The sequence below is a fragment of the Neobacillus sp. Fa239 genome, from assembly GCF_055395235.1.
In genome coordinates, this window is the sequence record NZ_AP041611.1 from 1,585,415 (window position 1) to 1,610,129 (window position 24,715).

Annotated in this window: 24 protein-coding genes; 18 read left to right on the top strand and 6 right to left on the bottom strand. The window is 35.1% G+C overall.

The genetic code is table 11. The annotated features are described in order from the left end of the window. Window positions 1-127: 127 nt before the first annotated feature. Complete coding sequence (locus ACZ5XR_RS07550) at window positions 128-595, top strand: hypothetical protein (protein ID WP_464501047.1); 468 nt, start codon at window positions 128-130, stop codon at window positions 593-595. Window positions 596-1,319: 724 nt separating this feature from the next. On the opposite strand, the gene lexA is transcribed toward ACZ5XR_RS07550, so the two are convergent. Beyond that, window positions 1,320-1,943, bottom strand: coding sequence for a transcriptional repressor LexA (gene lexA / locus ACZ5XR_RS07555; protein WP_464501048.1), 624 nt, complete (start codon window positions 1,941-1,943; stop codon window positions 1,320-1,322). A 159-nt stretch (window positions 1,944-2,102) separates the two neighbouring features. Between lexA and yneA the strand changes: the two genes are divergently transcribed. From yneA to ACZ5XR_RS07595, 8 genes are all read left to right on the top strand, one after another. Next, on the top strand, window positions 2,103-2,432 hold the full coding sequence (gene yneA, locus ACZ5XR_RS07560) for a cell division suppressor protein YneA (protein WP_464501049.1): 330 nt from the start codon (window positions 2,103-2,105) through the stop codon (window positions 2,430-2,432). A 17-nt stretch (window positions 2,433-2,449) separates the two neighbouring features. After that, complete coding sequence (locus ACZ5XR_RS07565; RefSeq protein ID WP_464501050.1) at window positions 2,450-3,097, top strand: YneB family resolvase-like protein; 648 nt, start codon at window positions 2,450-2,452, stop codon at window positions 3,095-3,097. An 80-nt stretch (window positions 3,098-3,177) separates the two neighbouring features. Further along, a complete protein-coding gene (locus ACZ5XR_RS07570; RefSeq protein WP_464501051.1) occupies window positions 3,178-3,408 on the top strand; it encodes a DUF896 domain-containing protein in 231 nt (76 codons plus the stop codon). Window positions 3,409-3,587: 179 nt separating this feature from the next. After that, complete coding sequence (gene tkt / locus ACZ5XR_RS07575; protein ID WP_464501052.1) at window positions 3,588-5,594, top strand: transketolase; 2,007 nt, start codon at window positions 3,588-3,590, stop codon at window positions 5,592-5,594. A gap of 472 nt (window positions 5,595-6,066) precedes the next feature. Next, window positions 6,067-6,507: a sporulation inhibitor of replication protein SirA gene (gene sirA, locus ACZ5XR_RS07580; RefSeq protein ID WP_464501053.1), complete on the top strand. Its 441-nt coding sequence runs from the start codon at window positions 6,067-6,069 to the stop codon at window positions 6,505-6,507. Window positions 6,508-6,583: 76 nt separating this feature from the next. Then, window positions 6,584-6,796, top strand: coding sequence for a YneF family protein (locus ACZ5XR_RS07585; protein ID WP_464501054.1), 213 nt, complete (start codon window positions 6,584-6,586; stop codon window positions 6,794-6,796). 209 nt (window positions 6,797-7,005) lie between these two features. Continuing rightward, entirely contained in the window at window positions 7,006-7,944 is a 939-nt protein-coding gene (locus ACZ5XR_RS07590; RefSeq protein ID WP_464501055.1) for a tyrosine-type recombinase/integrase, read from the top strand. A gap of 370 nt (window positions 7,945-8,314) precedes the next feature. Continuing rightward, a complete protein-coding gene (locus tag ACZ5XR_RS07595; RefSeq protein WP_464501056.1) occupies window positions 8,315-9,190 on the top strand; it encodes a TIR domain-containing protein in 876 nt (291 codons plus the stop codon). Between the two features lie 134 nt (window positions 9,191-9,324). Here the strand turns inward: ACZ5XR_RS07595 and ACZ5XR_RS07600 are convergent, their stop codons facing one another. Both ACZ5XR_RS07600 and ACZ5XR_RS07605 read right to left on the bottom strand, forming a co-directional pair. Next, window positions 9,325-10,377, bottom strand: coding sequence for an HNH endonuclease signature motif containing protein (locus tag ACZ5XR_RS07600; protein WP_464501057.1), 1,053 nt, complete (start codon window positions 10,375-10,377; stop codon window positions 9,325-9,327). Between the two features lie 520 nt (window positions 10,378-10,897). Next, window positions 10,898-11,455 carry a recombinase family protein gene (locus tag ACZ5XR_RS07605; protein WP_464501058.1) on the bottom strand — a complete coding sequence of 186 codons (558 nt, stop codon included), beginning with the start codon at window positions 11,453-11,455 and terminating at the stop codon, window positions 10,898-10,900. Between the two features lie 402 nt (window positions 11,456-11,857). Here ACZ5XR_RS07605 and ACZ5XR_RS07610 point away from each other — a divergent pair, with 402 nt between their 5' ends. From ACZ5XR_RS07610 to ACZ5XR_RS07625, 4 genes are all read left to right on the top strand, one after another. Next, entirely contained in the window at window positions 11,858-12,238 is a 381-nt protein-coding gene (locus tag ACZ5XR_RS07610) for a hypothetical protein (RefSeq protein WP_464501059.1), read from the top strand. Window positions 12,239-12,474: 236 nt separating this feature from the next. Next, a complete protein-coding gene (locus tag ACZ5XR_RS07615; RefSeq protein WP_464501060.1) occupies window positions 12,475-13,290 on the top strand; it encodes a replication/maintenance protein RepL in 816 nt (271 codons plus the stop codon). Between the two features lie 619 nt (window positions 13,291-13,909). Further along, the gene (locus tag ACZ5XR_RS07620) at window positions 13,910-14,128 is read left to right on the top strand and encodes a recombinase family protein (protein ID WP_464501061.1); all 219 of its coding nucleotides are present in this window, start codon (window positions 13,910-13,912) and stop codon (window positions 14,126-14,128) included. Between the two features lie 324 nt (window positions 14,129-14,452). Continuing rightward, window positions 14,453-14,647 (top strand): hypothetical protein, encoded by a 195-nt coding sequence (locus tag ACZ5XR_RS07625; RefSeq protein WP_464501062.1) that lies wholly within the window; start codon window positions 14,453-14,455, stop codon window positions 14,645-14,647. Window positions 14,648-14,654: 7 nt separating this feature from the next. On the opposite strand, the gene ACZ5XR_RS07630 is transcribed toward ACZ5XR_RS07625, so the two are convergent. Both ACZ5XR_RS07630 and ACZ5XR_RS07635 read right to left on the bottom strand, forming a co-directional pair. Then, on the bottom strand, window positions 14,655-15,056 hold the full coding sequence (locus ACZ5XR_RS07630; RefSeq protein WP_464501063.1) for a TIR domain-containing protein: 402 nt from the start codon (window positions 15,054-15,056) through the stop codon (window positions 14,655-14,657). 2 nt (window positions 15,057-15,058) lie between these two features. Further along, window positions 15,059-15,493, bottom strand: coding sequence for a DUF4231 domain-containing protein (locus ACZ5XR_RS07635; RefSeq protein ID WP_464501064.1), 435 nt, complete (start codon window positions 15,491-15,493; stop codon window positions 15,059-15,061). A gap of 365 nt (window positions 15,494-15,858) precedes the next feature. On the opposite strand from ACZ5XR_RS07635, the gene hsdR reads away from it, so the two are divergent. The 5 genes from hsdR (at window position 15,859) to ACZ5XR_RS07660 (ending at window position 24,171) form a co-directional block, all read left to right on the top strand. Further along, window positions 15,859-18,144, top strand: coding sequence for an EcoAI/FtnUII family type I restriction enzme subunit R (gene hsdR, locus ACZ5XR_RS07640; RefSeq protein WP_464501065.1), 2,286 nt, complete (start codon window positions 15,859-15,861; stop codon window positions 18,142-18,144). A gap of 117 nt (window positions 18,145-18,261) precedes the next feature. After that, complete coding sequence (locus tag ACZ5XR_RS07645) at window positions 18,262-19,725, top strand: class I SAM-dependent DNA methyltransferase (protein WP_464501066.1); 1,464 nt, start codon at window positions 18,262-18,264, stop codon at window positions 19,723-19,725. 2 nt (window positions 19,726-19,727) lie between these two features. Further along, window positions 19,728-21,437, top strand: a complete 1,710-nt coding sequence (locus ACZ5XR_RS07650; protein WP_464501067.1) for a restriction endonuclease subunit S — start codon at window positions 19,728-19,730, stop codon at window positions 21,435-21,437. Window positions 21,438-21,948: 511 nt separating this feature from the next. Continuing rightward, entirely contained in the window at window positions 21,949-22,161 is a 213-nt protein-coding gene (locus ACZ5XR_RS07655; RefSeq protein ID WP_464502256.1) for a YneF family protein, read from the top strand. Window positions 22,162-22,668: 507 nt separating this feature from the next. Continuing rightward, entirely contained in the window at window positions 22,669-24,171 is a 1,503-nt protein-coding gene (locus ACZ5XR_RS07660; RefSeq protein WP_464501068.1) for a malate:quinone oxidoreductase, read from the top strand. A gap of 46 nt (window positions 24,172-24,217) precedes the next feature. Here the strand turns inward: ACZ5XR_RS07660 and ACZ5XR_RS07665 are convergent, their stop codons facing one another. Further along, window positions 24,218-24,469, bottom strand: coding sequence for a hypothetical protein (locus ACZ5XR_RS07665; RefSeq protein ID WP_464501069.1), 252 nt, complete (start codon window positions 24,467-24,469; stop codon window positions 24,218-24,220). Window positions 24,470-24,715 lie beyond the last annotated feature (246 nt).

The following is a 24,715-nucleotide window of genomic DNA, read 5'->3' on the forward strand; positions in this document are numbered from 1 at the left end:
CTCGGCGCACTATGCGTCGGGCTTTTTTTATTTTTATTTTGCTAATTCTGTTCATGAATATGCAACTTTCGTATTCATGGTATCCTTTTTCAATAAAATGGAAAATATGTGGAAGAGGAGTGTTTGAATGATTGGACTTATTATTGCTATTATTATTACAAATCTTATCGCTTTTTCTACAAATAAAAGACTATCCCTAAACCAAATTGTTCATATTTGGATGTTTACGGTAGCCTTTCAAATGAATTTTGATTTTTATGTAGATATGGAACATCATGGTTACTGGTATTTTACAAAAAAAGCAGACTGGAGAGAATTGCCGACAAATATTATGCTTGTTCCTCCAGTTAATATAATATTTTTAAATTTTTTCCCGTTTGAAAAAGCTAAAATAAAACAAGTAACCTTCTTCATCATTTTTTTAATTGGAATATTAATTTATGAGGCAGTAGCTTTACTTCCCGAACCATGGGGTTACTTTCATTTTGGCTGGTGGAATTTAGGTTACTCAGCAATTTTAGATCCAATCCTGTTACTCATTTTATTGGGTTATTTTAAGTGGATTCGTTGGATTGAGGTAAAGCAGTTGTCATGAAATGATTTTAGAGGTGTCGCCAATAGCTTTTATAGGTGACACTTTTTGTTTTTTCTATCTCACTTTTGTCGCCTTTAGTTAGGTTTATAAAACTCATTCGTCTTTTTAAGTTTTCGGAAAAGCTTAGAGTGATTACCTACAAAATAGTACATGCCCACATTCATACTATATAAAATGATATAAGCAATTAGTGATAACCATATAGACCAATGAATGTAAGTAGCTACTTTCATAAAATGTGCTATTTTCTCTAAAACAGTTGTGACTATCGCAGCACAACAAACATAGTAAAACCAATGTTTCCTAAGGAACTGCCAAGTTGCCAATCCTAAAATAAATAAATACATGGAGCATGGATAGAGAAAATAGTATAAAAGGAAATCAAATATTTCATACTTATCACGATCATTCGAAAAATATAAATGAATCTGCAGAAGAAGAGCACAATAATCGATTGTTAGTGTAAAAACCCAATAGGATATAAAATGAACAAAGGGAATTCTCTTAGGCATAAAGAAAATTAGGAAAAAAACAGGAATAGAATTAAAAGAATCAATTAGGATCACCTATGACTATTGTGGACAAATACAACATATTAAGTCAAATAAAACAAATTTTTGTAAAAAATGGAAATTAATATTAGGGAATTCCCTATATTCGCAAAAGCATTCAGTAAATTGTCCAACAAAAAAATGGCTTGGAGCAAAAACTCCAAGCCATTTTTCTAATGAATATGACGGTATACTCCAATTACTTTCCCTAAAATAGAAACGTTTCGTAAAATAATTGGCTCCATTGTTGAATTTTCTGGCTGCAGGCGAATGTAATCTTTCTCTTTAAAGAATCGCTTACAGGTTGCTTCGTCTTCTTCGGTCATGGCGACAACAATGTCACCATTATTAGCGGTACTTTGCTGCTTGACAATGACGTAATCCCCATCCAGTATGCCGGCTTCTATCATACTTTCCCCCATAATTTCAAGCATAAAAACATGCTCATCTGAAGGTGCCAGTCTTTCAGGAAGAGGGAAATATTCCTCCACATTTTCAATGGCCGTAATCGGAATACCAGCTGTAACTTTTCCGACAACCGGAACATTAACAACATTGTTTCTTGGAATATGTGTACTTTCATCCATTTCTAATATTTCAATCGCTCTTGGTTTAGTAGGATCCCGTCTAATCAGACCTTTACTTTCCAATCTAGCTAAATGACCATGGACTGTTGAACTGGAGGCTAAGCCGACTGCCTCGCCAATTTCTCGAACGGATGGCGGGTATCCCTTTTTCTTAACCTCGCCTTTGATAAAATCAAGGATATCCTGCTGCCTTTTTGATATTTTTGCCATAGTATGTACACCTCGCCCTAGTAAATGTTGCCTTAATTATAGCATGTTCGCCAATTTTATACAAACATAAGTTCGAACATTTTGTTGACAGCAAACGAATGTTCGGTTTATAATAAAAACCAAGAAGACGAACATATATTCTATTAAGAGGTGCGAGTTATGAAAACGTTATGGAAAAAATATTCTTATGCTATCACTCTTATTCTATTAAGCTGCTCTTTAGCAATCATGTTTTCCATCCATTTGAATGCAAACACAAATGATAAATACATAAAGATTACCGTTTCAACAGGAGATTCACTTTGGAAAATTTCTGATCAGTTTTCTGGTCAGCATTCCCTTACCCATGAGGAGTTTGTCAGCTGGGTTAAGCTGCACAATCAGCTGGATGATGATAATATTTATCCAGGGGAAGAGATTGTAATCCCTGTAAGTAAACATGCAAATGCAGATTCTAATATGGAATATGCAAGTGCCGCAGCAGAATAGAAAGTGAGTTAATAATAATGAAAGCCATTATTTATTGCCGGGTAAGTACAACGAAAGAAACCCAAGAAACGTCATTAATGCGTCAAGAAGAAGAGCTGCTTCAATTGGCAAACCTCCATCAATTTGATGTCATTTCCATTATTAAAGAACAAGCAAGTGGATACGAACTAGAAAGAGATGGAATCCTTCAATTATTGGATCTGGTGAAAGAGAAACAAGCGCATGCCGTGTTGATCCAAGATGAAACCAGACTTGGAAGAGGAAACGCAAAAATAGCTTTATTACATTGTATTTTAAAGGAAGGAATAAAGCTTTTTAGTATATCTCATAATGGAGAATTGCAGCTTTCCGAGTCTGATTCTATGGTATTAAAGATTGTTGGGATGGTCGAAGAATACCAAAGGAAATTACATAATATTAAAATTAAGCGTGGTATGAAACGAGCCGTTGCGCAGGGATATCAACCGGAGAAAAACCTCAAGAATCTGGGCGAGCATGCAGGCAGAGAAAAAATCGATGCCCCAATAGAGGAAATTATTCGGCTTAGAAAAAACAAATTAACCTTCTCTGAAATTGCGGCTGTTTTAAGGGGCTTTGGATACAACATCTCCAAAGCCACTGTTCATAGAAGATACCAGGAGTATATACAGTCAATTAAAGACTAAGTCTTTAACCTTGTCAGAACCTCTTTTTTTTAGTAAAATTTACTCTTTGAAAGGATTTTATTTGAAAGGAAGGTTCTTAAATGCTTTCTAAAGAAAAGATGGCTAGAATTAATGAGCTGGCAAGAAAATCAAAAGCTACTGGATTAACGGAGCTAGAAGCTAAAGAACAGTCCAAATTAAGAAGTGAGTATTTGGCAACATTCCGTTCTGCTATGCTAGATACGTTAACAAATACAAAAATCATTGACCCCGAAGGCAATGATGTGACACCAGAAAAAATTAAAGCAAGGAAAAAAAATACACTTCATTAATGTAGGAATACAAATTTTTGTATTCCTTTTTTACATATACAATCCGACTCTGTGTCAAAATAAGAAACAATATGAGATTTGTTCGCTATGTAGGGGCTATTTGTTGAATAAATCCCTGCATAATTATAATATTATTGTTGTTGTATTTAAATCCTAGTAATCAGGAGAGGATGTCATTTATGTTTGATACTATTGATCAATTATCTGTAACTTCCATTCGTACTCTAGCTATTGATGCGATTGAGAAGGCAAACTCTGGCCACCCAGGCATGCCAATGGGTGCTGCCCCAATGACTTATACACTATGGACTCGCTTTATGAACCAAAACCCTAAAAACCCGCACTGGTTTAACCGTGACCGATTTGTTCTATCCGCTGGGCATGGCTCTGCGTTATTATACAGCATGCTTCACTTAGCTGGTTATAATGTGACCATGGATGATTTGAAACAATTCCGTCAATGGGGAAGCAAAACACCAGGTCACCCTGAATATGGCCATACAGAAGGTGTTGAAGCAACCACTGGACCGCTTGGACAAGGAATCGCCATGGCGGTGGGGATGGCAATGGCAGAACGTCATACAGCTAGTGTTTATAACAAAGATAATTTTGAAATTGTGAACCATTATACATATAGTATTTGTGGTGATGGAGATTTGATGGAAGGTGTTTCTGCTGAAGCAGCTTCTTTAGCAGGGCATTTGAAATTAGGCCGCCTAGTGGTTTTATATGATTCAAATGATATTTCCCTTGATGGTGATTTAAATAAATCATTCTCAGAAAGTGTCAAAGGCCGTTTCGAGTCTTACGGCTGGCAATATCTCCGCGTAGAAGACGGCAATAATCTTGAAGAAATTGCCAAAGCGATTGAAGAAGCACGAAATGACCTAGAACATCCAACGATGATTGAAGTTAGAACGGTTATCGGCTATGGTTCACCAAACCGGGCTGGAACTTCCGGTGTTCATGGGGCTCCACTCGGCAAAGAAGAATTAAAATTGACAAAAGCAGCTTATAACTGGACTTTCGAGGAAGATTTCCATGTACCTAAAGAAGTATATGAAAACTTCCAAAAGCTGATTGTTGAAAATGGCGAGAAAAAAGAAAGAGAATGGAATGACCTGTTTGCTCAATATAAAAAGGAATTTCCTGAGCTTGCAAACCAGCTTGAACTAGCCTTGAACAAAGAACTTCCATCAGGCTGGGATAAAGATATTCCAGTCTATAGTGAAGGGAAAAGCTTGGCTAGCCGTGCTTCTTCCGCAGAAGTGTTAAATGCAATTGCAAAGAATTTACCTACCTTTGTCGGAGGATCTGCTGACCTTGCCGGATCCAACAAAACGCTTATTAAAGGGACGCAGGACTATATGCCTGGTTCATATGAAGGCCGCAATTTCTGGTTCGGTGTTCGTGAATTCGCCATGGGAGCTGCCTTGAACGGGATTACCCTACACGGCGGAGTAACCGCATTTGGTGGAACATTCTTTGTGTTTTCTGACTATCTAAGACCTGCAATTCGTCTGGCTGCCTTAATGGGACTTCCTGTAACCTATGTATTTACCCATGATAGTATTGCCGTTGGAGAGGATGGACCAACTCACGAACCGATTGAGCAGCTTGCAGCATTAAGAGCAATGCCAGGTTTATCGATCATCCGTCCTGCTGATGGAAACGAGACAGCAGCAGCCTGGAAGCTTGCTGTAGAGTCCAAAAACAAGCCAACAGCCCTTGTGTTAACGCGTCAAGACCTGCCAACACTTAAGGGAACTGATGAACATGCTTATGAAGGTGTATCGAAGGGTGCTTATGTTGTTTCTCCTGCAGAAAAACAAACACCAGACGCCTTATTGCTTGCAACTGGTTCTGAGGTTAGCCTTGCAGTGGAAGCGCAAAAAGCCTTGTCAGCGGAAGGTATCGATGTTTCCGTTGTCAGCATGCCTTCATGGGATCGCTTTGAAGCACAATCAAAAGAGTATAAACAATCCGTTCTTCCTGCTGGAGTTAAGAAACGTCTTGGAATTGAAGTTGGTTCCTCCTTCGGCTGGCACAAATATACCGGTGACGAAGGGGATGTCTTGGCCATCGATCAGTTCGGTGCCTCTGCGCCAGGTGAAAAAATTATGGAAGAGTACGGCTTTACAGTTAAGAACGTCGTAGACCGTGTAAAAGCTCTTTTACAAAAATAAATCCTATAACAAAGAGAGAATAGCCCTTGGCTGTTCTCTTTTTTTTCTGGGAGGCTAAATTTAGGTTCGCCGATTATATGCTCTGATTCGCCGAAAAACTACCGTCATTCGCCGATAAATGAGTTAGATTCGCTGATAAACAGCAATAATTCACCGATAAATTGGAGCTTACATAAGATTTTTGGATTCGCAAATAAATTAGGCAGATTCGCAAATATAAACGTTCAATTCGCAAATAAATTAATGAATTTATTCTAAAAGTAAGAAAAAACCGATAATTTTGTCTTAAAATAGAATCAAATTGACAGGAAGGTGAATGTGGAAAAATTGAAATCGCTATATAAAATTACCGTCAACCTTAATAACGAGCAAATCGACAAAAGTAGTGAAAGTTTTTGTCGCGAAAAGACAAAAGTTTTACTTGCCTTTCAATATAATAGATAAAAGGGGTTCGAGCGAAGGAGAGATCGTGGTGAGAAAATATCAGCTATATTTAATAGAAGATGAATTTGCCGCACATTACTTCGGAAGAGAGCGTATGTTTTATCAACTTTTTCAGGAAAATGAGGGAGCAATCGGCGAACTTAAATATATTACACGAAAACAAATTACTTATATCACAAAAACAATAGAGGTATTAAAAATTCATCAGCTTGTACAGAAACAACTTGGCCGGATTAAGGGATTTATTGCGGACCATGGTACATACTCAATTGAACTTAGTGGAAAACTAAGTACGGCTAAAATAGAAGTTTTTCAAGATTTAATTTCAGTTGAGGCTAGCGGCAGCTATGATGCGGAAACGATGTTTTTTGAAGTGTTAAGGAAATGTGAAACATCCTTTTTGGCAATCGACTTGGAACATCAGCGATATGGCTGGTTAAAGCCAATTAAAGAAAGAAAGTATGTCTAATTGAAAGCGGATATTGTAAATTTGCAATAATTTTAGTACACTGTATGATGGTAGACAACATGAAGGAGGAAGTTTAATGTTATATGTTCTAGTCGGTATACTAGCACTAGCAGCTGGTGTAGCACTAGGATTTTTCATTGCACGTAGGTATATGATGACTTACTTAAAGAAAAATCCGCCAATCAATGAGCAAATGTTAAAAATGATGATGATGCAAATGGGTATGAAGCCTTCGCAGAAGAAGATTAACCAAATGCTTAACGCCATGAACAAACAAGGTGGCAAGTAAAATCCCAGTTGTATCAATGGTTTAAGTGTTTTGCTTGGGTCGGGATTTCGGGTTAAGAAAACAGAAAAAAACGTTTATTCTGAAACCTTCCCCGAAAAAACGGTAAAAAGTGCTTAAACCTTCGCACTCATTTTGAAATTTATGCCAATAAGTCACATTTTCTGATGAAGGATTAACCAAAATCTAAACAGAAAAGGTGGCTTTTTATTATGGATGAAATTAAGTTTCTTGATGCAATGGATGAGTATTTAGTTCACTGTCAGGCATGTGGCTACACTGCCAAAACAATGAAAAATAAAAGGCAGGAATACAAATTTCTTTGCAACTTTATGACTAAGAAAAGGGGAACTGAGGACAAGCTTTTGAATGAGATTGCTCTCGAGGATTTAAAGGCATATTTCAGAGCCAAACAACTTAGAGGCAATAAACCTCAAACAATTCTAACAACATTCAAGACAGTAAATGCTTTCTTCAACTGGTGTGTTGGCGAAGAGTACATTGAACATAATCCAATGGACAAGGTAGAAAGACCGAAGCAATCTAAACTCATTCTAAAGGGGTTCACTGATGATGAAATAAAGTCAATGATTGATTCATTTGGCACTAAAACGTATATAGAGGCTCGCAACAAAGCTATCATTGCTATGCTTGCTGACACTGGACTTAGAGCCATAGAGATACGCACATTCAAGGTCAAAACACTTATTGATAAAGATAATATGGTAGTCATGGGTAAAGGTAATAAAGAGCGACACGTTCCAATCTCTCCTGCATTGAAGAAATTCCTAATCAAATATGAAAGACAAAAAGTAAAATACTTTAAAGATTTTGCATCAACAGCAGAAAACTATTTCTTGAACTATAATGGTGGTGAAATCTCCCATACTGCTTTATGGAACATCATTAGGGAAGCAGGAAAGAGAGCCAATGTTGAAGATGCAAGGGTTTCTCCGCACACATTTAGGCACTACTACGCTGTAAATGCTTTGCTTAATGGAAAAGACCTATACACTCTTTCAAGGCTTTTAGGGCATTCTGATGTGTCAACAACACAACGGTATCTTCAAACATTGGATGATAAGACATTGATTCAGAGAGGTATTGATATTAGTCCATTAATGAACTTTGGCAAAAATCTGAAAGTCTGACACAGCTTCGCTGAATCCTCTGAGAACGCTTCTGAAAAAAGAGGTAGGGTGATTATCACTTTAGTGTCGTAAAGGATTCTCTTTCTGATAAATGTAAACCATTATAAACGATTTTATCCGCTCGTAAGTAATAAAAAGCATTCAAATCCTAATAATGTCTTTCTCATAATTGTAAATTCAGAATTATTAAAAATATGTATGTGTTCTTAGTTTATTGATTCACTAATATACCATTAGAACATTTGTTCCCATAATCAGTAAACGGGGCTAGTATAAGCTAAAATTTGATTAAATTTCCTTGGCTCAATAATACCTCAATTTTACTTTTCTATGTTATAATATTCCATTATTACTAAGAGGAGTAGACCAAATGGCGCAAAAAAAACAAACGGTTAAAGAGACTAAGCTTCCTCCAATGTTAGTTGAATCAAGAGAGAATGTACGGAAAAAACTCGAAGACAGGCTAGAAAAAGGAAAAAAACTCCGTGACCAACCATTTAATAGCCAAATAGCACTAGACCAAGCTATGAATGACGAAAAGAAATGGTCGGAATATAACGAGGAATTATTAAAACGTCTTTTTGATAATTTTTCTGTTGCTGACGAATACGCCACTTCAAGTTTTGCCTTCGCATATCTTGGAAGTTACACTTTTCAAGATGAGGTAAATAACTTTAGGAAAGAAATCGGCAGGAAAATCACAAAGATAGAATCCATACTAGAACGGCTTGACTTAATTCCTGAATTAAATTCATCCAATTCAAAGCCATTAGTTTCAACGAATCAGACCATACCAGTAAAAAGTGATATCTTTATTGTTCATGGACAAGATGATGGCGCTAAAGAATCACTTGCACGTTTCTTATCAAATTTAGACTTAAAACCAATTATCCTTCATGAACAAGCCAATCAAGGTAAGACAATAATTGAAAAATTTGAAACCCATGCTTCCTCTGTCGGATTTGCTATTGTTTTAATGACTTCGGATGACATAGGGTATTTAAAGGACAAGCCTGAACAAGCAAAGCCACGTGCAAGACAAAATGTTATTTTTGAACTTGGATATTTTATAGGCAGACTGTCCAGAAAGAATGTTTGTGCATTATACAGTGAAGGTGTAGAGATTCCATCTGATTATCAAGGGGTAATTTTTATACCAATTGATTCAGCTGGATTCTGGCGGGTTCAACTTGCTAAAGAACTTAAGAGTGCAGGATTGAATATTGACATGAACAAGTTATATTAGCAATTTTTTTGTTATATTGCCATAACTGAAATTTTAGGATATAGGGATAAAAAAAGGGACATTAAACAATGTCCCTCTGTTTCTTATTGATGAAAAAAGTGTCAAAGAAAATATGGATACAGCTTTTTCGGGCATTAACTATTACTAGCCTTTACCCACTCCTTTATTAACTCTCTCCAAATTTCTTTGTTTTGAACAGGAAGGTTTTCAGTATCTATTCTCCCCGCAGAGTCATGGTGGTTTTCACAAAGAGGTATTAGATTAAAGGATTCATCAACGTTAAATTTAACAAACCTTCTAAATCTCTTTGGAATGATATGGTGAATTTCGATGTTTTTTGCTTTACAGCCATCAATATGGCAAATTTCCGTGTCTATACCTTCATTCTTAAGAATATTCCTCAAATCCTCGCTGGTTGCATTCCTTTCTATAGTCTGAACCCTACAAGAAGTAATAAGTGCTTGGATTATTGACTTTTTATCTTCGAAAATATGTTTATAGGTGTGATAGCCTAATCCATAAAGGTCAAGTTCTTTCCTTGTAAGGAATGAGTTCATCATAGAGGTGTTCATTAAAAACTCCTCATCTAAGCCTAATTTCTTTTCAATCATCCACCTTAATTCACGAATATAATTTCTCTTGTCAAAATAATCCTTCGTTTCGTTGGAGTGTGGGAACTGAAAAGGTTTAAATACATTAGGATAGGCTTTACATACCAAAAAAGCCACTGCCGAAAAATACTTGAAATATGGGTCTAATTTCTTCATTTTCTCCCCATATTTGAGAATTGGGTACAATCCATATTCGTTGAAATGTTCAGCTCGAATAGTTTTAGGCAATAGGTCATCGATAGTTATTGCCATCTTTTCTTCAACTAACCATCGAGTTTTGTTTAACACCTCTTTCTCTGAGTACTCATCAGTCTTTCTTTGCTTCTTCGTAAGATTGAAACGCTGACGAATTTGGCTAAATTGTGTATCGGTTAAGCCTAATTTCTCTTGAATTACTTTCATAGGAACTTTATCAATGTTTTTGGTAATGTACTGCATTTCAATTGGTTGGATTTCTTTAATATAATCTTTTTTTCTTAACCAATTGCAGAGTTGTATTACATCAACATTAAGTGTCTTGGCTAATATTTGAATAGGTAATCTATTGAAGTTTTCCTGTATAAATAATTCATCCATTTATTTTTGCCTCCTTTACATTGTTCACTTATATATTTGCGTTTGTAATTAAATGATTACCTAAAAGTGATTTAATATACATCTACATACGGGCAAAAATAGAAGGATGATTGAGTCTTATACATAATTTACCAATAAACCTAAAAACCAGATAATATATGTATTAGGGTGCGTTAATTACTTTTTAGAAAAAGAGGAAAATGGTTTTTGAATATCCCCCCGCCCCTTGCACGTGCGGAAAGAGTAAAAATGATATTAGTTTTGGAAGGTTGAGGAATGTCCATCACAGGTTATTACTAAAATTTTAAGTAATTTGGGCGTTATAGTCCTAACTAGGATAGTCCAACATCATTTACTAGAACACCTAGACAAGCAGGACTAAATTACCCTAAGCATATAGCCGCGCGGAATTTTTTTCACCATATCCGGATGGTCACTGATTACCACCCTAAAAAACTAATTTTGAACAACTAATATTAATCTCCTAATCCCATAATCCTTGTTATAAGAAAAAAGAGTGTTATAAAACACTCCTTTGTTTAGCTGCTCTTATTAAAGTGCTTTTGCTAATGCCTGTCATTGATTCGACTTGTTTGTATGAGTTGCTTTCAAGTAACTGCAAGGCATGTTCAATTTGTTTCTTACTGAATTTGTTTGGTCTGCCTTCTCTAAAGTCATCACGTTGTTTAGCAATGGCTTTTCCTTCTTGTGTCCGTTCCACAATCATATCTCTCTCAAACTCTGCAAATGCACTCATAATCGTGAATATCAGTCTGCCTGTTGGTGTATTTTCAACTAAGCCCATATTCAGAACGTGGACTTTCACACCTCTTTCAAACAATCCTTTAACAATCTGTATTGCGTCACTTACTGAACGTGCAAAGCGGTCTAACTTTGTGACAACTAGTGTATCACTATCTTTTAGGATTGAAAGCAATTCTTGAAACTCGGGTCTATCTTTTTTCGTTCCAGTAAATTTTTCAGAATAGACTTTTTCACATCCTTCATTCTCCAATGCTTGCAACTGCGATTCTAAATCTTGTGCTAATGTGCTTACTCTAGCGTAGCCATATTTCATTCAAAACACCTCTTTTTTTATTGTATTTATAACACTAAGTTATGACACCTGATGATACATTGATATTACTACTTCAACAAAACGGTGTCAATACTTTTAAGTTATGAAACCAAAACGAAAACATTCCAACGTATTAAAGTGACAAAATGTTAGTCTCAATCCGTAAATATATTCATGTAAGGCAATATAGTTATATGCCAATGAAGGTGACCGCATAATATTGCTTACTGAAATAAGTTTAAGATACAGAGATGTGAGGAACTCTTCCATTCTCATATCTCTACATTTTACTAAACTCCTCCATACAAATCATTTTAAGTCATTATCAAATGCTAGATGAAGGGTAGCTGGTCACTACCTTTCGTCACACGTTTAAATTAATAAGGAATGAGGTGTAATCACATGTTTAATACAGAAATTGAAGTTTCATTGAAATATGAACAATATGGAATCGAACTAGTAAAAGGCAAGGAAAGGATGTCAGTGATTAAGCATTTTCAGCGTGGCTATTATTTAGACTTATCTAGTTTTGCTACTGCTTTAAATGTAAATCTAAACAAACTAGTAGAAGATTTAAGCTACAATTCCGCTATTCGTGGGCATTTTGCACATTATCGGAATGAAGGAAGGATTTTCAAGGTGATTGAGATTGAATGTTTAGATTCAATAATTAGGAATCTAGCTTCTAGTGGATATGAAGTTGAGACACTTAAAACAGTAAGAGAACAAATAAAAAAAGCATTAACGCAATTTGAAAGGGAGGTTATCGGTTATGGAAACTAAGGCTACATGTCTCTATTTAGAGGAAACACACTTGAAATATCTTGCATTGATAGCGGTTATATCAGGATTAAATAAGTCTCAAGTTTTACGAGAAATTTTGGACAGAGAAATGGCTGAGAATGCTGACATATGCAAGGAATATGAAAGGATTCTATATTAAAACTCCATTGTCCTCTAGCAATAGAGGGCAATGTTCATATAGATTCAACAATTAAAATATAAAGGAGATTAGTAAAATGGAAGCAATTGAACAAGTTTTGAATGAAAATGGAGATTTAAGATTATTAGTAAATCCATTAACACACACTGTAACAAGTAAGGCACAAGTAGAAGGATACAAAAAGCAGTTAGAAAAGAATAAGGATACACGATACTTTACTTTTGCCCATATGGTAAGCCTACCAGAAGTAATTTCAAGTTTATCAAATGTTCATCTAGGCTATCTATTACATTTGCAATGTTTCATTGATTTAGAGACAGGATTTCTACACGATAAGGAAGGAAAGGCAGTAACAAAGAAGGTAGAAATACATAATGTATTAGGTATATCAAAAGATGTAAACAAACGATTATGCAAGGCTCTAGAGGATAATGGTATCTTAGAGTTTGTTGATGGTAAGTATCTTATCAATCCTAAGTATCATTTCAAAGGACAGGCACATGACCAAAAGGTAATTAAACTATTCAGTACTACTCTAAAGAAACTATGTGAGACACTTAAAGCTAACGAACTAGGATTCTTATATATACTGTTGCCTTATGTTCATCTAAGAACTAACATGATTTGTAACAATCCTTTTGAGATTGAGCCTGAGAAAATTGAGTTCCTAAATGTAAAGTGTATTGCTGAAAAAGTGGATATGGAAGAGAAAAAGGTAGTAGAACTACTTTCAAAATTAAGAAAAAGTAAAATAGTTGTTGAAACAGTTCGAGAGGACAGAAGGAATACATTTATCACACTGAATCCATATGTTTTTTATCGTAAAAAAGGCTATCCTGATGAAACATTGAAAGCTATGTTTGCTTCCTCTCCATACTCCCCCAAAAAATAGGTGTCCTTTTTGCACCCTTTTTGGTTAATTAGGTGTCTTTTTTGCACCCTTCCAAAACAGCCTTTATCCCTACTCTCCCAACGGATTGAGCATCTTTAGAGAAAAAAATGTTCTTATTCTTTGTTAAATATAACTCATTCTTAGTTACTTGCTGTTCATGAAATATAACTTAATACATACATACATACAAACCACTTTTCCATCATCACCAAGCAATAACGATTGATGGATTAGTGGTTTTAATGTTATCCATCAGAGATTTATTATAAGCGGGGAGAACATTACTTTAATATCCATAAATAAGATATTCATCGAAAATTGGAAAATATGGAAATAATCATATTGCATACATCTTGCTAATGCAATCTAATTAAACTAATGTGTTCCGCTAAAGCGGTACAATCTTCTAACCTCGCCATGAACAAGATAACTCAATAAGCCGAGGGAGAAGATTATTATAAAGCATTAGATATGATACGTTATTTGATAGGTAATTGCATAGGCGGAAAATGTATACCGATTTAAAAGCCCTATAGGGCGGAAATACATAAGAAGAATCAATATTGCTTGCTAATGCATATCTTGTTACATATATGGAGAGCAGTATAAGAAGTTGCTTATGAGTGTATTTGGTGACACAATTGTTGTTACGAAGCTAGAGAGATTTGCTAGAAGTACCAAAGAAGCTCTTAGCACAATCAAGCTGTTAAATGCGTGCTGTTTGAATCTGATTGCTCTGAACATGGGTAAGGAAAAATCAGATACGTTTACATCCATTGGAGAATTAATGATTACAGTTCTGAGCGGCATCATAGAGTTTGAAACGGATACGATTTAGGAAAGACAAGCAGAAGGCTTTGCTCTAGCCAAGGAGAGTGGAGTTTATAAAGGTCGCCCGAAGTGGTGTACCGATAAAATAAAGACTTACTATATGTATGGAATTAACATTAATCGAGACAAATTCAAAATAATCTCATTGTTTCTCAAAATGTGAGTGAAATAATGGAATTGGTTGAACATGATAAGTGACATATTATCTTTTGAAAGAATAATGTCACGGTCAAAGAAATAACTCGTTGAATAAAATGAAGGGGAAAAGATAAAAACATCTTCCTCCTTTTCGTTTCACACTAGTAGAAATCAAGGAAAGAGGTGTTTGTCAATGTGTTCTCCAAGAAAATTTGTAAAGAAACCTGTTATCGTTGAAGCTTATCAAGTGTTTGAAGAAGTTGAAATTGAAACACTAGAAGGTACAATGATAGCCTCGCCAGGTGACTGGATAGTAAAGGGTATTAATGGAGAGAAATACCCTGTTAAACCAGACATATTTGAAAAAACTTATGAACCTGTAGAGTAATAAAATTTTAGCTGTTTAGAGCATTTTTTATTGAGTCATAAGTAAAGCTTTGTGCCCAACTTGCACCTATACCCAGAATATTAGAAGGTGAAGTATAGGATTTTTGAATTTTTACGGCAACTATTTTTTTCTTTAATTCAATTGCTTTGTCTATTTCCCATTTAACCCAATCACTTTTATGAGTGTTTTTCCCAATAAGGCAGAGAAATACCGTACTTCCTGATATTTTCCCTTTGATTACACTTTTGATATAAGTTGCATTTGTTGAATTAATCGACACACCAACAGAAGTGTCATCAAATTTAATATCGAAATAACCATTATCGTTTGCAGACCATGCTACTAATAAATTTTTATGTCTTGTATCCTCTTCTGCAGAATGATAACTAACAAAGACCTTTTTTGCCATTTTTATTCTCCTCCATTTTGATTATTATTTAGACTAGCCCAATTTACATTTTCTCTGGATATGATACTTTCGATTCGCTCAACAAGTACCTTAAATGGATTTTCAATGTCATATACACCTGTTCTAGTTAAATACATATATTTTTCATGTCTTAACGTTTCACAAATGCTTCTGTATTCAATCCAATGTTCATGGTACTTAGTTAAACCCAACCAACCTTCTATTACTACAATAATTACTCCTATAGCACTGACGACGGTTTCCCAAAATTTAAAATCCTTGATAAAACCTACAAATAGTGGAATAGAAGCTGATAGAACTATAACTATACCTTTAAGACGTTTATATAACTTTTGGGAACGACTACTCTTGCTGTCATACCAGTTGATTTGGTCGTCTAATCTTTCCTGAAAATATTCTTCTTCACTAATGTCCAATTGAAATTCACCTCATCTCCCAAAATGAGTGAAGAGTTACTTAATCCAATATTCCTACCAATTTCTATTATCTAACAAATTTCGATAAAGGACAAAGTTTTTCTTAACAGAACTTAGTTTTGATAGGATTTTCTAAAAAGTATTCATATAGATTGATATTTAAGGTAAAATGAGGAAAATGACTTATAGATGGTTAGGGTCAAATGGCTTATTACTGGAAGTGTAAAAAACATAATGAAGTAATAAGGAAAAAACTGTAAAAAGCATCTATTTTACTTCTGCTATTGTCAATACTAAGGTTAATATGTATGTTAAAGTTGAAATAAATATAAAATGGCTAGAAGGTCTGTGGAGGTGATATTTGAATGGATAAATCTAAAATGACAGAACGGGATATATGCACTAAATTTATTACACCAGCAATTGTGAACGCTGGCTGGGATTTACATAGGCAAATTCGTGAAGAGTATCAAATTACAGATGGAAGAATTATTGTACGTGGGAGCCTTGTAACTAGAGGAACTAAAAAACGAGCGGATTATGTTTTATTTTACAAAGCCAACCTACCAATTGCAATAATCGAGGCAAAGGATAATAACCATTCTATTGGTCATGGCATTCAACAGGCAATAGGTTATGGTGAAATGCTAAATGTTCCTTTTGTTTATTCTTCTAACGGTGATGGATTTCTTGAACATGACCTTTTAACTGGTCAAGAACGTCAAATAGGTCTTAACGAATTACCGAGTCCTGACCAACTATGGAAACGGTTTAAGCAACATAACAAAATTGATAATCAAGAAGAAGAATTAATGACTGAACCATATTATTTTCAGCTAGGTGATAAAACTCCCCGATATTATCAAATGAACGCAGTTAATGAAACGATTAAAGCAGTGGCTAAGGGGCAAAACAGAATATTGTTAGTAATGGCAACGGGTACGGGTAAGACATTTACTGCTTTTCAAATCATTTACCGATTATGGAAGGCGAGAAAAGCAAAACGTATTCTTTTTTTAGCAGACCGTAATATTTTAGTTGACCAAACAATGAATCAAGATTTTAAACCTTTCAAGAAAGTAATGACAAAAATACAAAATCGTACAATAAATACAAGCTATGAAGTGTATTTAGGCTTGTATCAAGCATTAACAGGACCAGATGAAACGGATAAAATTTACAAACATGTTTCTCCATCCTTTTTTGATTTAATTGTTATTGATGAGTGTCATCGTGGGTCAGCAAAAGAGGATTCCCAATGGAGAGAAATTATCGAATATTTCTCAGATGCTATACAAGTAGGACTTACGGCGACACCAAAAGAAACAACTAGTGTTTCGAACATCGGATATTTTGGAGAGCCAGTTTACACATATTCATTAAAGCAAGGTATTGAGGATGGTTTTCTTGCCCCATATAAAGTTTATCGTTATGGATTAGATAAAGATTTAATGGGCTTTAGACCAAAGAAAGGTCAACTAGATAAAGAAGGATATATTATCGAAGACCGTATTTATAATACTAAAGATTTTGACACCAATTTAGTTTTAGAACAACGTACAGAGTTAGTTTCTAAAGTTATATCAGACTTTCTAAAAAAACATGACAGGTTCATGAAAACAATCGTATTTTGTATTGATATTGAACATGCCGAACGTATGCGCCAAGCATTAGTTAATGAAAATAGTGATTTAGTTAAAGAAGATTCCAGATATGTTATGAGGGTTACAGGTGATGATAACGAAGGCAAAGCACAACTCGATAATTTCATAGACCCTAATAGTAAATATCCAACAATTGTAACAACATCAAAATTGCTTACAACTGGAGTAGATGCAAAGACTTGTAAAGTTATTGCTATTGATTCCCGAATTGAATCTATGATTGAGTTTAAACAAATTATAGGTCGAGGAACTAGAATTAACGAAAAACATGATAAGCTGTATTTTAATCTGCTGGATTTCCGAGATGCGTCTAGTAAATTTGCTGACCCAGATTTTGATGGTGACCCAATACCACCAGATGAAGGTGGTAACAAAGGTGGTAGAGGAAAACCTAGGGGCGGTGTAGAGGGGAATCCGCCAAAAAGGAAAGTTTATGTCAACGATGTTGAAGTATTATTAATTCATGAGCGAGTTCAATACTATGATAAAGACGGCAAATTAGTTACAGAATCTCTAATAGATTATTCAAAACGCAATATAAAAGAAGAATTTGCTGACTTAAATGAATTTTTAAGGCGTTGGAACTCGGAAGAACGTAAGGAAGCAATTATCGAAGAATTAAAGGAGCATGGCGTTATTTTAGATGCTTTGCGTGAAGAAACAGGTCTGAATGAAGTAGATGACTTTGACTTGATTTGTCATATTGCTTATGACATGAAGCCGTTGACAAGAAAAGAACGAGCAAACAACATTAAAAAACGAAATTACTTCGGTAAATATTCAGAAGTGGCACAAAAAGTCCTAGATAACTTATTAATAAAATATATGAATGAAGGCGTTTATAATCTTGATGATGTCAAAGTGCTTCGACTTGAGCCATTCCAAGAAATAGGAAAGCCAAAAGATTTAATCCAAGCATTTGGCGGAAAAATTGGTTGGAATAAAGCGATAAGGGAACTTGAAAAAGAGCTGTATGATATTAGTTAAATTGCAGTTGGACCTCATGTTGATTTAAAACGTGGGTTCCAATTTTTTTTGGGATATTTGTATGGAAATTATAATGATATACTATGAATATTGTTATTAAGTAGGAGGTCAGTAAAAGTGACAATTACAACTTTTGTTAAATCTATACAAGATATAATGCGACAAGACCCAGGAGTTGATGGAGATGCACAGCGTATTTCCCAATTAGTTTGGATGTTATTTCTTAAAATATATGATGCTAAAGAAGAAGAAGAATGGGAAGTATTTGAAGATGATTATGTTTCAATTATTCCAGAAGGACTAAAATGGCGTAATTGGGCGAAAGCAGATGAAGAGACAGGACAAGCCATTACAGGTGATGAACTTGTAGACTTTATAAACGAGAAATTATTTCCTACTTTAAAAGAACTGGAAATTGATGAACATACAGAAGAACGTTCAGCTTTAGTCAAATACGTCTTTGAAGATGCTTATAACTATATGAAGAACGGCACTTTAATTCGACAAGTAATAGATATAATTGAAAAAATTGATTTTGGGTCATATGAAGAGCGTCACGCATTCAATGATGTTTATGAAACAATCTTAAGAGACCTGCAGTCTGCTGGAAACAGTGGTGAATATTACACACCACGAGCGGTTACTGAGTTTATTGTTGAAATGTTGGACCCAAAAGTAGGGGAAACATTTGCTGACTTTGCATGTGGTACAGGTGGATTTTTAACTTGTGCTCTTGAATATATGAAAAAACAACCAGAGTATAAACGTACAGGTGGGGAGGAGTCTGTATTTAATGGATTAATTGGTATTGAAAAAAAACCAATGCCAAATTCATTGGCTGTCACAAATTTAATTTTACATGGTGTAGATGCCCCTAAAATCAAACGTGATAACTCATTAGAAATAGATACTCGTGATATTTCAGATGACCAAAAAGTAGATAAGATTGGAATGAATCCACCATTTGGTGGGGTAGAAGAAAAATCTGTTCAAAATAATTTTAAAAAGGAATTTCAAACTTCAGAAACAGCAGATTTATTTATGGTTCTTATCATGGAACGATTGAAAAAAAACGGAAAAGCTGGTGTAGTATTACCAGATGGTTTCCTGTTCGGAACAGAAGGTGTAAAGCGAAATATTAAAGAGAAACTCCTTAAAGAATTTAATCTACACACTATTGTTCGTTTGCCAAAAGGTGTCTTTGCCCCATATACGGGAATCGCAACAAATTTATTATTTTTTGATAAAACTGACCCGACAAAAGAAGTGTGGTTTTATGAACATCAATTACCGGAAGGCTATAAAAATTATACAAAAACAAAACCGATTAAATTAGAAGAATTTGATGCAGAGTGTGCATGGTGGAATTATAGAGAAGAAAATCGGTACGCGTGGAAGGTATCCATTGATGAGATTAAGGGTCGAAATTATAACTTGGACATAAAGAACCCTAATTCTGAAGAGGTCCAGTTGTTAAACCCTTCAGTTGCTTTAAAGAAGTATCAAGAATCTGTGGAACGAGTTAGGGCTACAAAGCAACGTCTTGTTGAAGAATTATCTGCTATTGTGAAAGGAGTGTAAGCATGGAAGCCTTATTACAATACCTTCATGAAGCAGTTGTAACAGGAGTCGCTGTGGAGCAGTTGAAGCAACTCATTTTACAATTTGCCTTTCAAGGGAAGTTGGTAACACTAGACCCAAATGATGAGCCTGTGACTATGCTGTTACAAGAAATAGAGGAAGAGAAAAAACTACTTGTTGAGGAGAAGAAGATAAGACGTGAAAAGCCTATGCCACCTGTTACACAAGAGGAGCATCCCTATGAGATACCAGCGCATTGGAAATGGGTGCGTTTAGGGGGAATCGGAGACTGGGGAGCAGGTGCTACACCAAGTAGAAGTAATCCTGAATTTTACAACGGGACAATACCATGGTTAAAAACAGGGGAATTAAATGATGGATATATCGGTTCTTCCGAAGAGACGATAACAGAATTAGCCTTATCAAAGGTATCACTCCGATTGAATAAGCCTGGTGATGTTCTTATCGCTATGTATGGAGCCACTATAGGGAAACTCGGCATTTTAGAGATTGAAGCTACTACGAATCAGGCTTGTTGTGCATGCACGCCATATGAAGGTGTCTTTAATCAATACCTCTTCTATTACCTTCTTTCTCAAAGGGAGGACTTTAGAAACCAGGGAGCTGGCGGAGCACAGCCCAATATATCAAGGGCAAAAATCATTCATTCTATATTTCCGCTATCCCCATATAAAGAACAACTACGAATAGTGAAGAAAATTCAGGAACTGTTTGCGGTCTGTGATGGTCTGAAGGAGGAGATTGAGCAAAAAGAAAGGATTTCTTCGGCTATGAATAAGAGTGTGTTTACAAGAATACAGGACAATAATAATCCTTCCCAAAAAGAAGACCTACAGTTTGTGGTTAAAAATATGGAGTATTTTTGCAATACCATAAAGGACATCGAATTGTTACGTAACAGCCTTCTGAGCCTGGTTATACAGGGTAAGTTAGCCAAACAGGTGTCAACTGACGAACCAGCGAGTGTTTTGTTAGAAAAAATTAAAAAAGAAAAAGAAAAATTAATTGAAGATAAGAAAATAAAAAAAGAAAAACCATTACCACAAATTACAGATGAAGAGAAGCCGTTTGATTTACCTAAAGGATGGGAATGGGCAAGGTTTAGTGATGTATTGTCAGTGAAAAATGGTATTTCTAAGCGTAAAGGAACAAAAGGAGAAGAACAGATTGTATTAAGATTAGCTGATATTAAAGATAGTAAAGTTTCTTTACGAAACTGTCGAAGAATAATGCTAACATCAGAAGAATTTGAAACTTATAAAGTTGATAACCAAGGGTTATTATTCGTTCGGGTTAATGGTAGTTTTGATTTAGTTGGTAAAGCAGTTTTATATCAAGAAGACATTCCAGTTGCATATTGTGACCATTTGATGTTCGGTATTCTACCAGAATCAATTGATGTGAACTATTTTTGGTACATGTTTAATTCCAATTTAATTCGACAACAACTATCGAACAAAATCACAACAACGGCTGGTCAAAATACAATAAATCAGAAAAATCTAGGCACTACTATAGTTCCAATTCCACCTGTAGAGGAACAAAAACGTATAGTTGAAAAAGTGAATAATTTAATTGAACTTTGTGATGAACTAGAGAAAAATATTGAACAATCCAAGCAAGAAAGTGAAAAACTAATGAATGCTGTATTACAAGAAGCCTATACAGTTAAAGAAGCAGTATTAAGTTAACATTAAATCGTATTATGTACCAATGGAATAACCAAAATGACAGGTGTTCCCGTTCTTCGGTTTACAAGAATTAAAGAAAAGATAAAAAAGATTATCATCTTAAATTTCAAAAGAGAAGGGATTATATGTCAATTGAAAATGAAACATCAATAAAGGCTATAACCGATTTTGTAAGTAATATAGAAGGTACTTACTTAACTAATGCTCAAGTGAGTGGATAGGAATAACTAAAAAAAGTATATACTCAAGGCTCTCGAAAAGGGTGTCTTTTGTGCTAGGTAGAGGCGTGGATTTAACATTTTTTAAAAAACTATTTTTTGATTGTGAAGTAGCAGTACAACTCCCACAATCAGGTTGAAATTAATCAAAAATTCATACGGAAAACTTCAACCTTTTTTTCACCAATTTTAAACCCGAAAATAGGGTGAAGGTTTAACCAGAATCTATTAACCAGGGTAAACTCTCCTTGACAAACTGTACAAAAATATGGTTAACTTTTCTCAAAGAAAATGTGATTGAAAATTTGGTAATAAATTGGCAAAAACGAGCTGGTGTAGCACTAGGATTTTTCATTGCACGTAGGTATATGATGACTTACTTAAAGAAAAATCCGCCAATCAATGAGCAAATGTTAAAAATGATGATGATGCAAATGGGTATGAAGCCTTCGCAGAAGAAGATCAACCAAATGCTTAACGCCATGAACAAACAACAAGGTAAATAAAATTGGAGATTTAAGCCTTTTTTCAATTGGTTATGAGCAATTATAGATGTTTTGAGAATGAGCAACCTTCTAAAAACTGAATTCTGATTTATGAAATAATTGCTTCAATCTTCCTTTTTAAAACTAATACCACTTTTCTGAGGAAAGGTGGTTTTTTATTTGAAATAATTCAAATATTTTCTTGTTTAACCAAAGGTTGCTTTTAAAAAATTCTAAGCTAAATGATTAATCTTCCTATTAAATCAAAGCTTTACCTGCAAAAAGCTGGGGAAGACTTTGATTTTTTTTTGTTTTTTTGATCATTTGGAAGACTTCTCACTTTTTACCTGCTTTTAAATAGCTTATAATTATCATATAATTATTATTGTAATAGTAATAATTAAAACTATTAAATATATGAAATACTCTTTGGTTTTAAAACAGAAAAGGTGTGTGATTAGGCATTGCCTTAACCTTGAGTGGCGCCTGCATCTTTTTTGCAAATTATAGGGGAAAAGGTTGGTAATTATGATCAACACAAAAACTAAAACAGACGTTATCTTAATTGGTGCTGGAATCATGAGTGCGACATTGGGGTCTTTATTGAAAGAGTTATCACCGAAATGGGAGATTAAAGTATTTGAAAAACTAGCAAGTGCTGGAGAAGAAAGCTCGAACGAGTGGAATAATGCGGGTACGGGCCATTCAGCATTGTGTGAATTAAATTATACGTCGGAAAAATCTGACGGATCTATCGATATTAGTAAAGCGGTAAAAATAAATGAACAGTTTCAGCTATCAAGACAGTTTTGGTCTTATTTAGTAAATAGAAATTTAATTCGTAATCCGCAGGACTTTATTACGCCAATACCTCATATGAGTTTTGTTCAAGGGGAAAAAAATGTATCGTTTTTGAATAAACGTTTTAAAGCGCTTTCAGAAAACCTTCTTTTTCAAGGGATGGAATTTTCGGATGATCCTGAAAAACTGAAGGAATGGATTCCGCTTATCATGGAAGGACGGACATCGAACGAACCGATCGCGGCAACAAAAGTTGAATATGGAACGGATGTCAATTTCGGTGCGTTAACACGCATGTTGTTTGACCACTTAGAGAGAAATGATGTAGAAATTAATTATAAGCATAGTGTCGAGGATATTAAACGCAATAGCGAAGGCTTATGGGAAGTAAGGGTGCAAGATATCAAAAGTGGTAAAATTGAAACCCATACGGCAAAATTCGTATTCATCGGTGGAGGAGGCGGAAGTCTACCTTTACTACAAAAAACGGGTATTCCTGAGTCAAAACATATTGGAGGATTCCCAGTAAGCGGACTATTTTTGGTTTGTAACAATCCGGAAGTGGTAGAGCAGCATCATGCCAAAGTATACGGTAAAGCGAAGGTTGGTGCACCTCCAATGTCTGTGCCGCATCTGGATACACGATTTATCGACAACAAAAAATCGTTGCTGTTTGGACCGTTTGCCGGCTTCTCACCAAAGTTCTTAAAAACGGGTTCAAATATGGATTTAATTGGTTCGGTAAAACCGAATAATGTCCTCACGATGTTAGCGGCAGGTGCAAAAAACATGCCATTGACAAAATACCTGATCCAACAAGTGATGTTATCGAAAGAACAACGGATCGAAGAGTTGCGTGAATTTGTTCCGAATGCTAAAAGCGAGGATTGGGATATCGTAGTAGCCGGCCAACGCGTGCAAGTAATCAAAGATACGGAGGCAGGCGGTAAAGGCACTCTTCAATTTGGTACAGAAGTGATTACAGCCGCTGACGGCTCGGTCGCTGCATTACTAGGCGCTTCACCGGGAGCATCTACTGCCGTACACGTTATGCTTGAGGTATTAGAAAAATGCTTCGGACAACATTTTGATGAGTGGGAATCGAAACTAATGGAAATGGTCCCTAGTTATGGCATGTCATTAGTGGAAAACCCAGCGATTTTCCAAAAAATTTATCAATCAACAGCAGAGACACTTGGCCTAAGCGAAAAAGAAATTGTTAATAGTTAATTCTAAAACACAGAACCTTTGGATTGAAGGTTCTGTGTTTATTTTCTTAGACTAAAATCTTTTCATTTGTAATCTGCACATAACGCACTAAATATGAATTTATCATAAAATTTCCTTGTTCATTTTCCACATGAAAGAATTTGTAACGTTCCATCCTTTCTATAATTGCTCGTTCAACGTCTTCTTTTTTCACATCAAATTCTTTGATCACTTTTTCAGTTATGATCTCATTATCAAAAGTATAGCAAACAGTAAATTCCTTCAATCTAATTTCCCTTTCTATTTTAGCAATCTTCATTTTCTTTACTCCTTTTTAGTCCTATAGATGAAGGGGCTAGTAACCCTTTCCTTCGTATAAAGTATAGAGGAGCGAAACTAGGAAGCACTTTCCCGAGACGCATCTCTGTAATGAACTTGTAAACTAAATATCATAATATGTATTTTAAGATATGAAAAAGGAAAGTAAATCCATCTTTTTACCTTTAGTCTTTATACCTATGGCGGGGCACAAACAAGGACCTTCCAATTGTAACGATTCTGATAT

Coding starts and splice junctions, on each gene's coding strand:
- ACZ5XR_RS07625 (WP_464501062.1), top strand. CDS start 14,453: ATGTGTTCTCCAAGAAAATTTGTAAAGAAACCTGTTATCGTTGAAGCT.
- ACZ5XR_RS07660 (WP_464501068.1), top strand. CDS start 22,669: ATGATCAACACAAAAACTAAAACAGACGTTATCTTAATTGGTGCTGGA.
- ACZ5XR_RS07570 (WP_464501051.1), top strand. CDS start 3,178: ATGCTTTCTAAAGAAAAGATGGCTAGAATTAATGAGCTGGCAAGAAAA.
- yneA (WP_464501049.1), top strand. CDS start 2,103: ATGAAAACGTTATGGAAAAAATATTCTTATGCTATCACTCTTATTCTA.
- ACZ5XR_RS07630 (WP_464501063.1), bottom strand. CDS start 15,056: ATGGCAAAAAAGGTCTTTGTTAGTTATCATTCTGCAGAAGAGGATACA.
- ACZ5XR_RS07650 (WP_464501067.1), top strand. CDS start 19,728: ATGGAAGCCTTATTACAATACCTTCATGAAGCAGTTGTAACAGGAGTC.
- ACZ5XR_RS07565 (WP_464501050.1), top strand. CDS start 2,450: ATGAAAGCCATTATTTATTGCCGGGTAAGTACAACGAAAGAAACCCAA.
- hsdR (WP_464501065.1), top strand. CDS start 15,859: ATGGATAAATCTAAAATGACAGAACGGGATATATGCACTAAATTTATT.
- ACZ5XR_RS07620 (WP_464501061.1), top strand. CDS start 13,910: ATGAGTGTATTTGGTGACACAATTGTTGTTACGAAGCTAGAGAGATTT.
- ACZ5XR_RS07595 (WP_464501056.1), top strand. CDS start 8,315: ATGGCGCAAAAAAAACAAACGGTTAAAGAGACTAAGCTTCCTCCAATG.
- ACZ5XR_RS07590 (WP_464501055.1), top strand. CDS start 7,006: ATGGATGAAATTAAGTTTCTTGATGCAATGGATGAGTATTTAGTTCAC.
- ACZ5XR_RS07600 (WP_464501057.1), bottom strand. CDS start 10,377: ATGGATGAATTATTTATACAGGAAAACTTCAATAGATTACCTATTCAA.
- ACZ5XR_RS07615 (WP_464501060.1), top strand. CDS start 12,475: ATGGAAGCAATTGAACAAGTTTTGAATGAAAATGGAGATTTAAGATTA.
- ACZ5XR_RS07585 (WP_464501054.1), top strand. CDS start 6,584: ATGTTATATGTTCTAGTCGGTATACTAGCACTAGCAGCTGGTGTAGCA.
- ACZ5XR_RS07610 (WP_464501059.1), top strand. CDS start 11,858: ATGTTTAATACAGAAATTGAAGTTTCATTGAAATATGAACAATATGGA.
- tkt (WP_464501052.1), top strand. CDS start 3,588: ATGTTTGATACTATTGATCAATTATCTGTAACTTCCATTCGTACTCTA.
- ACZ5XR_RS07665 (WP_464501069.1), bottom strand. CDS start 24,469: ATGAAGATTGCTAAAATAGAAAGGGAAATTAGATTGAAGGAATTTACT.
- ACZ5XR_RS07605 (WP_464501058.1), bottom strand. CDS start 11,455: ATGAAATATGGCTACGCTAGAGTAAGCACATTAGCACAAGATTTAGAA.
- ACZ5XR_RS07550 (WP_464501047.1), top strand. CDS start 128: ATGATTGGACTTATTATTGCTATTATTATTACAAATCTTATCGCTTTT.
- lexA (WP_464501048.1), bottom strand. CDS start 1,943: ATGGCAAAAATATCAAAAAGGCAGCAGGATATCCTTGATTTTATCAAA.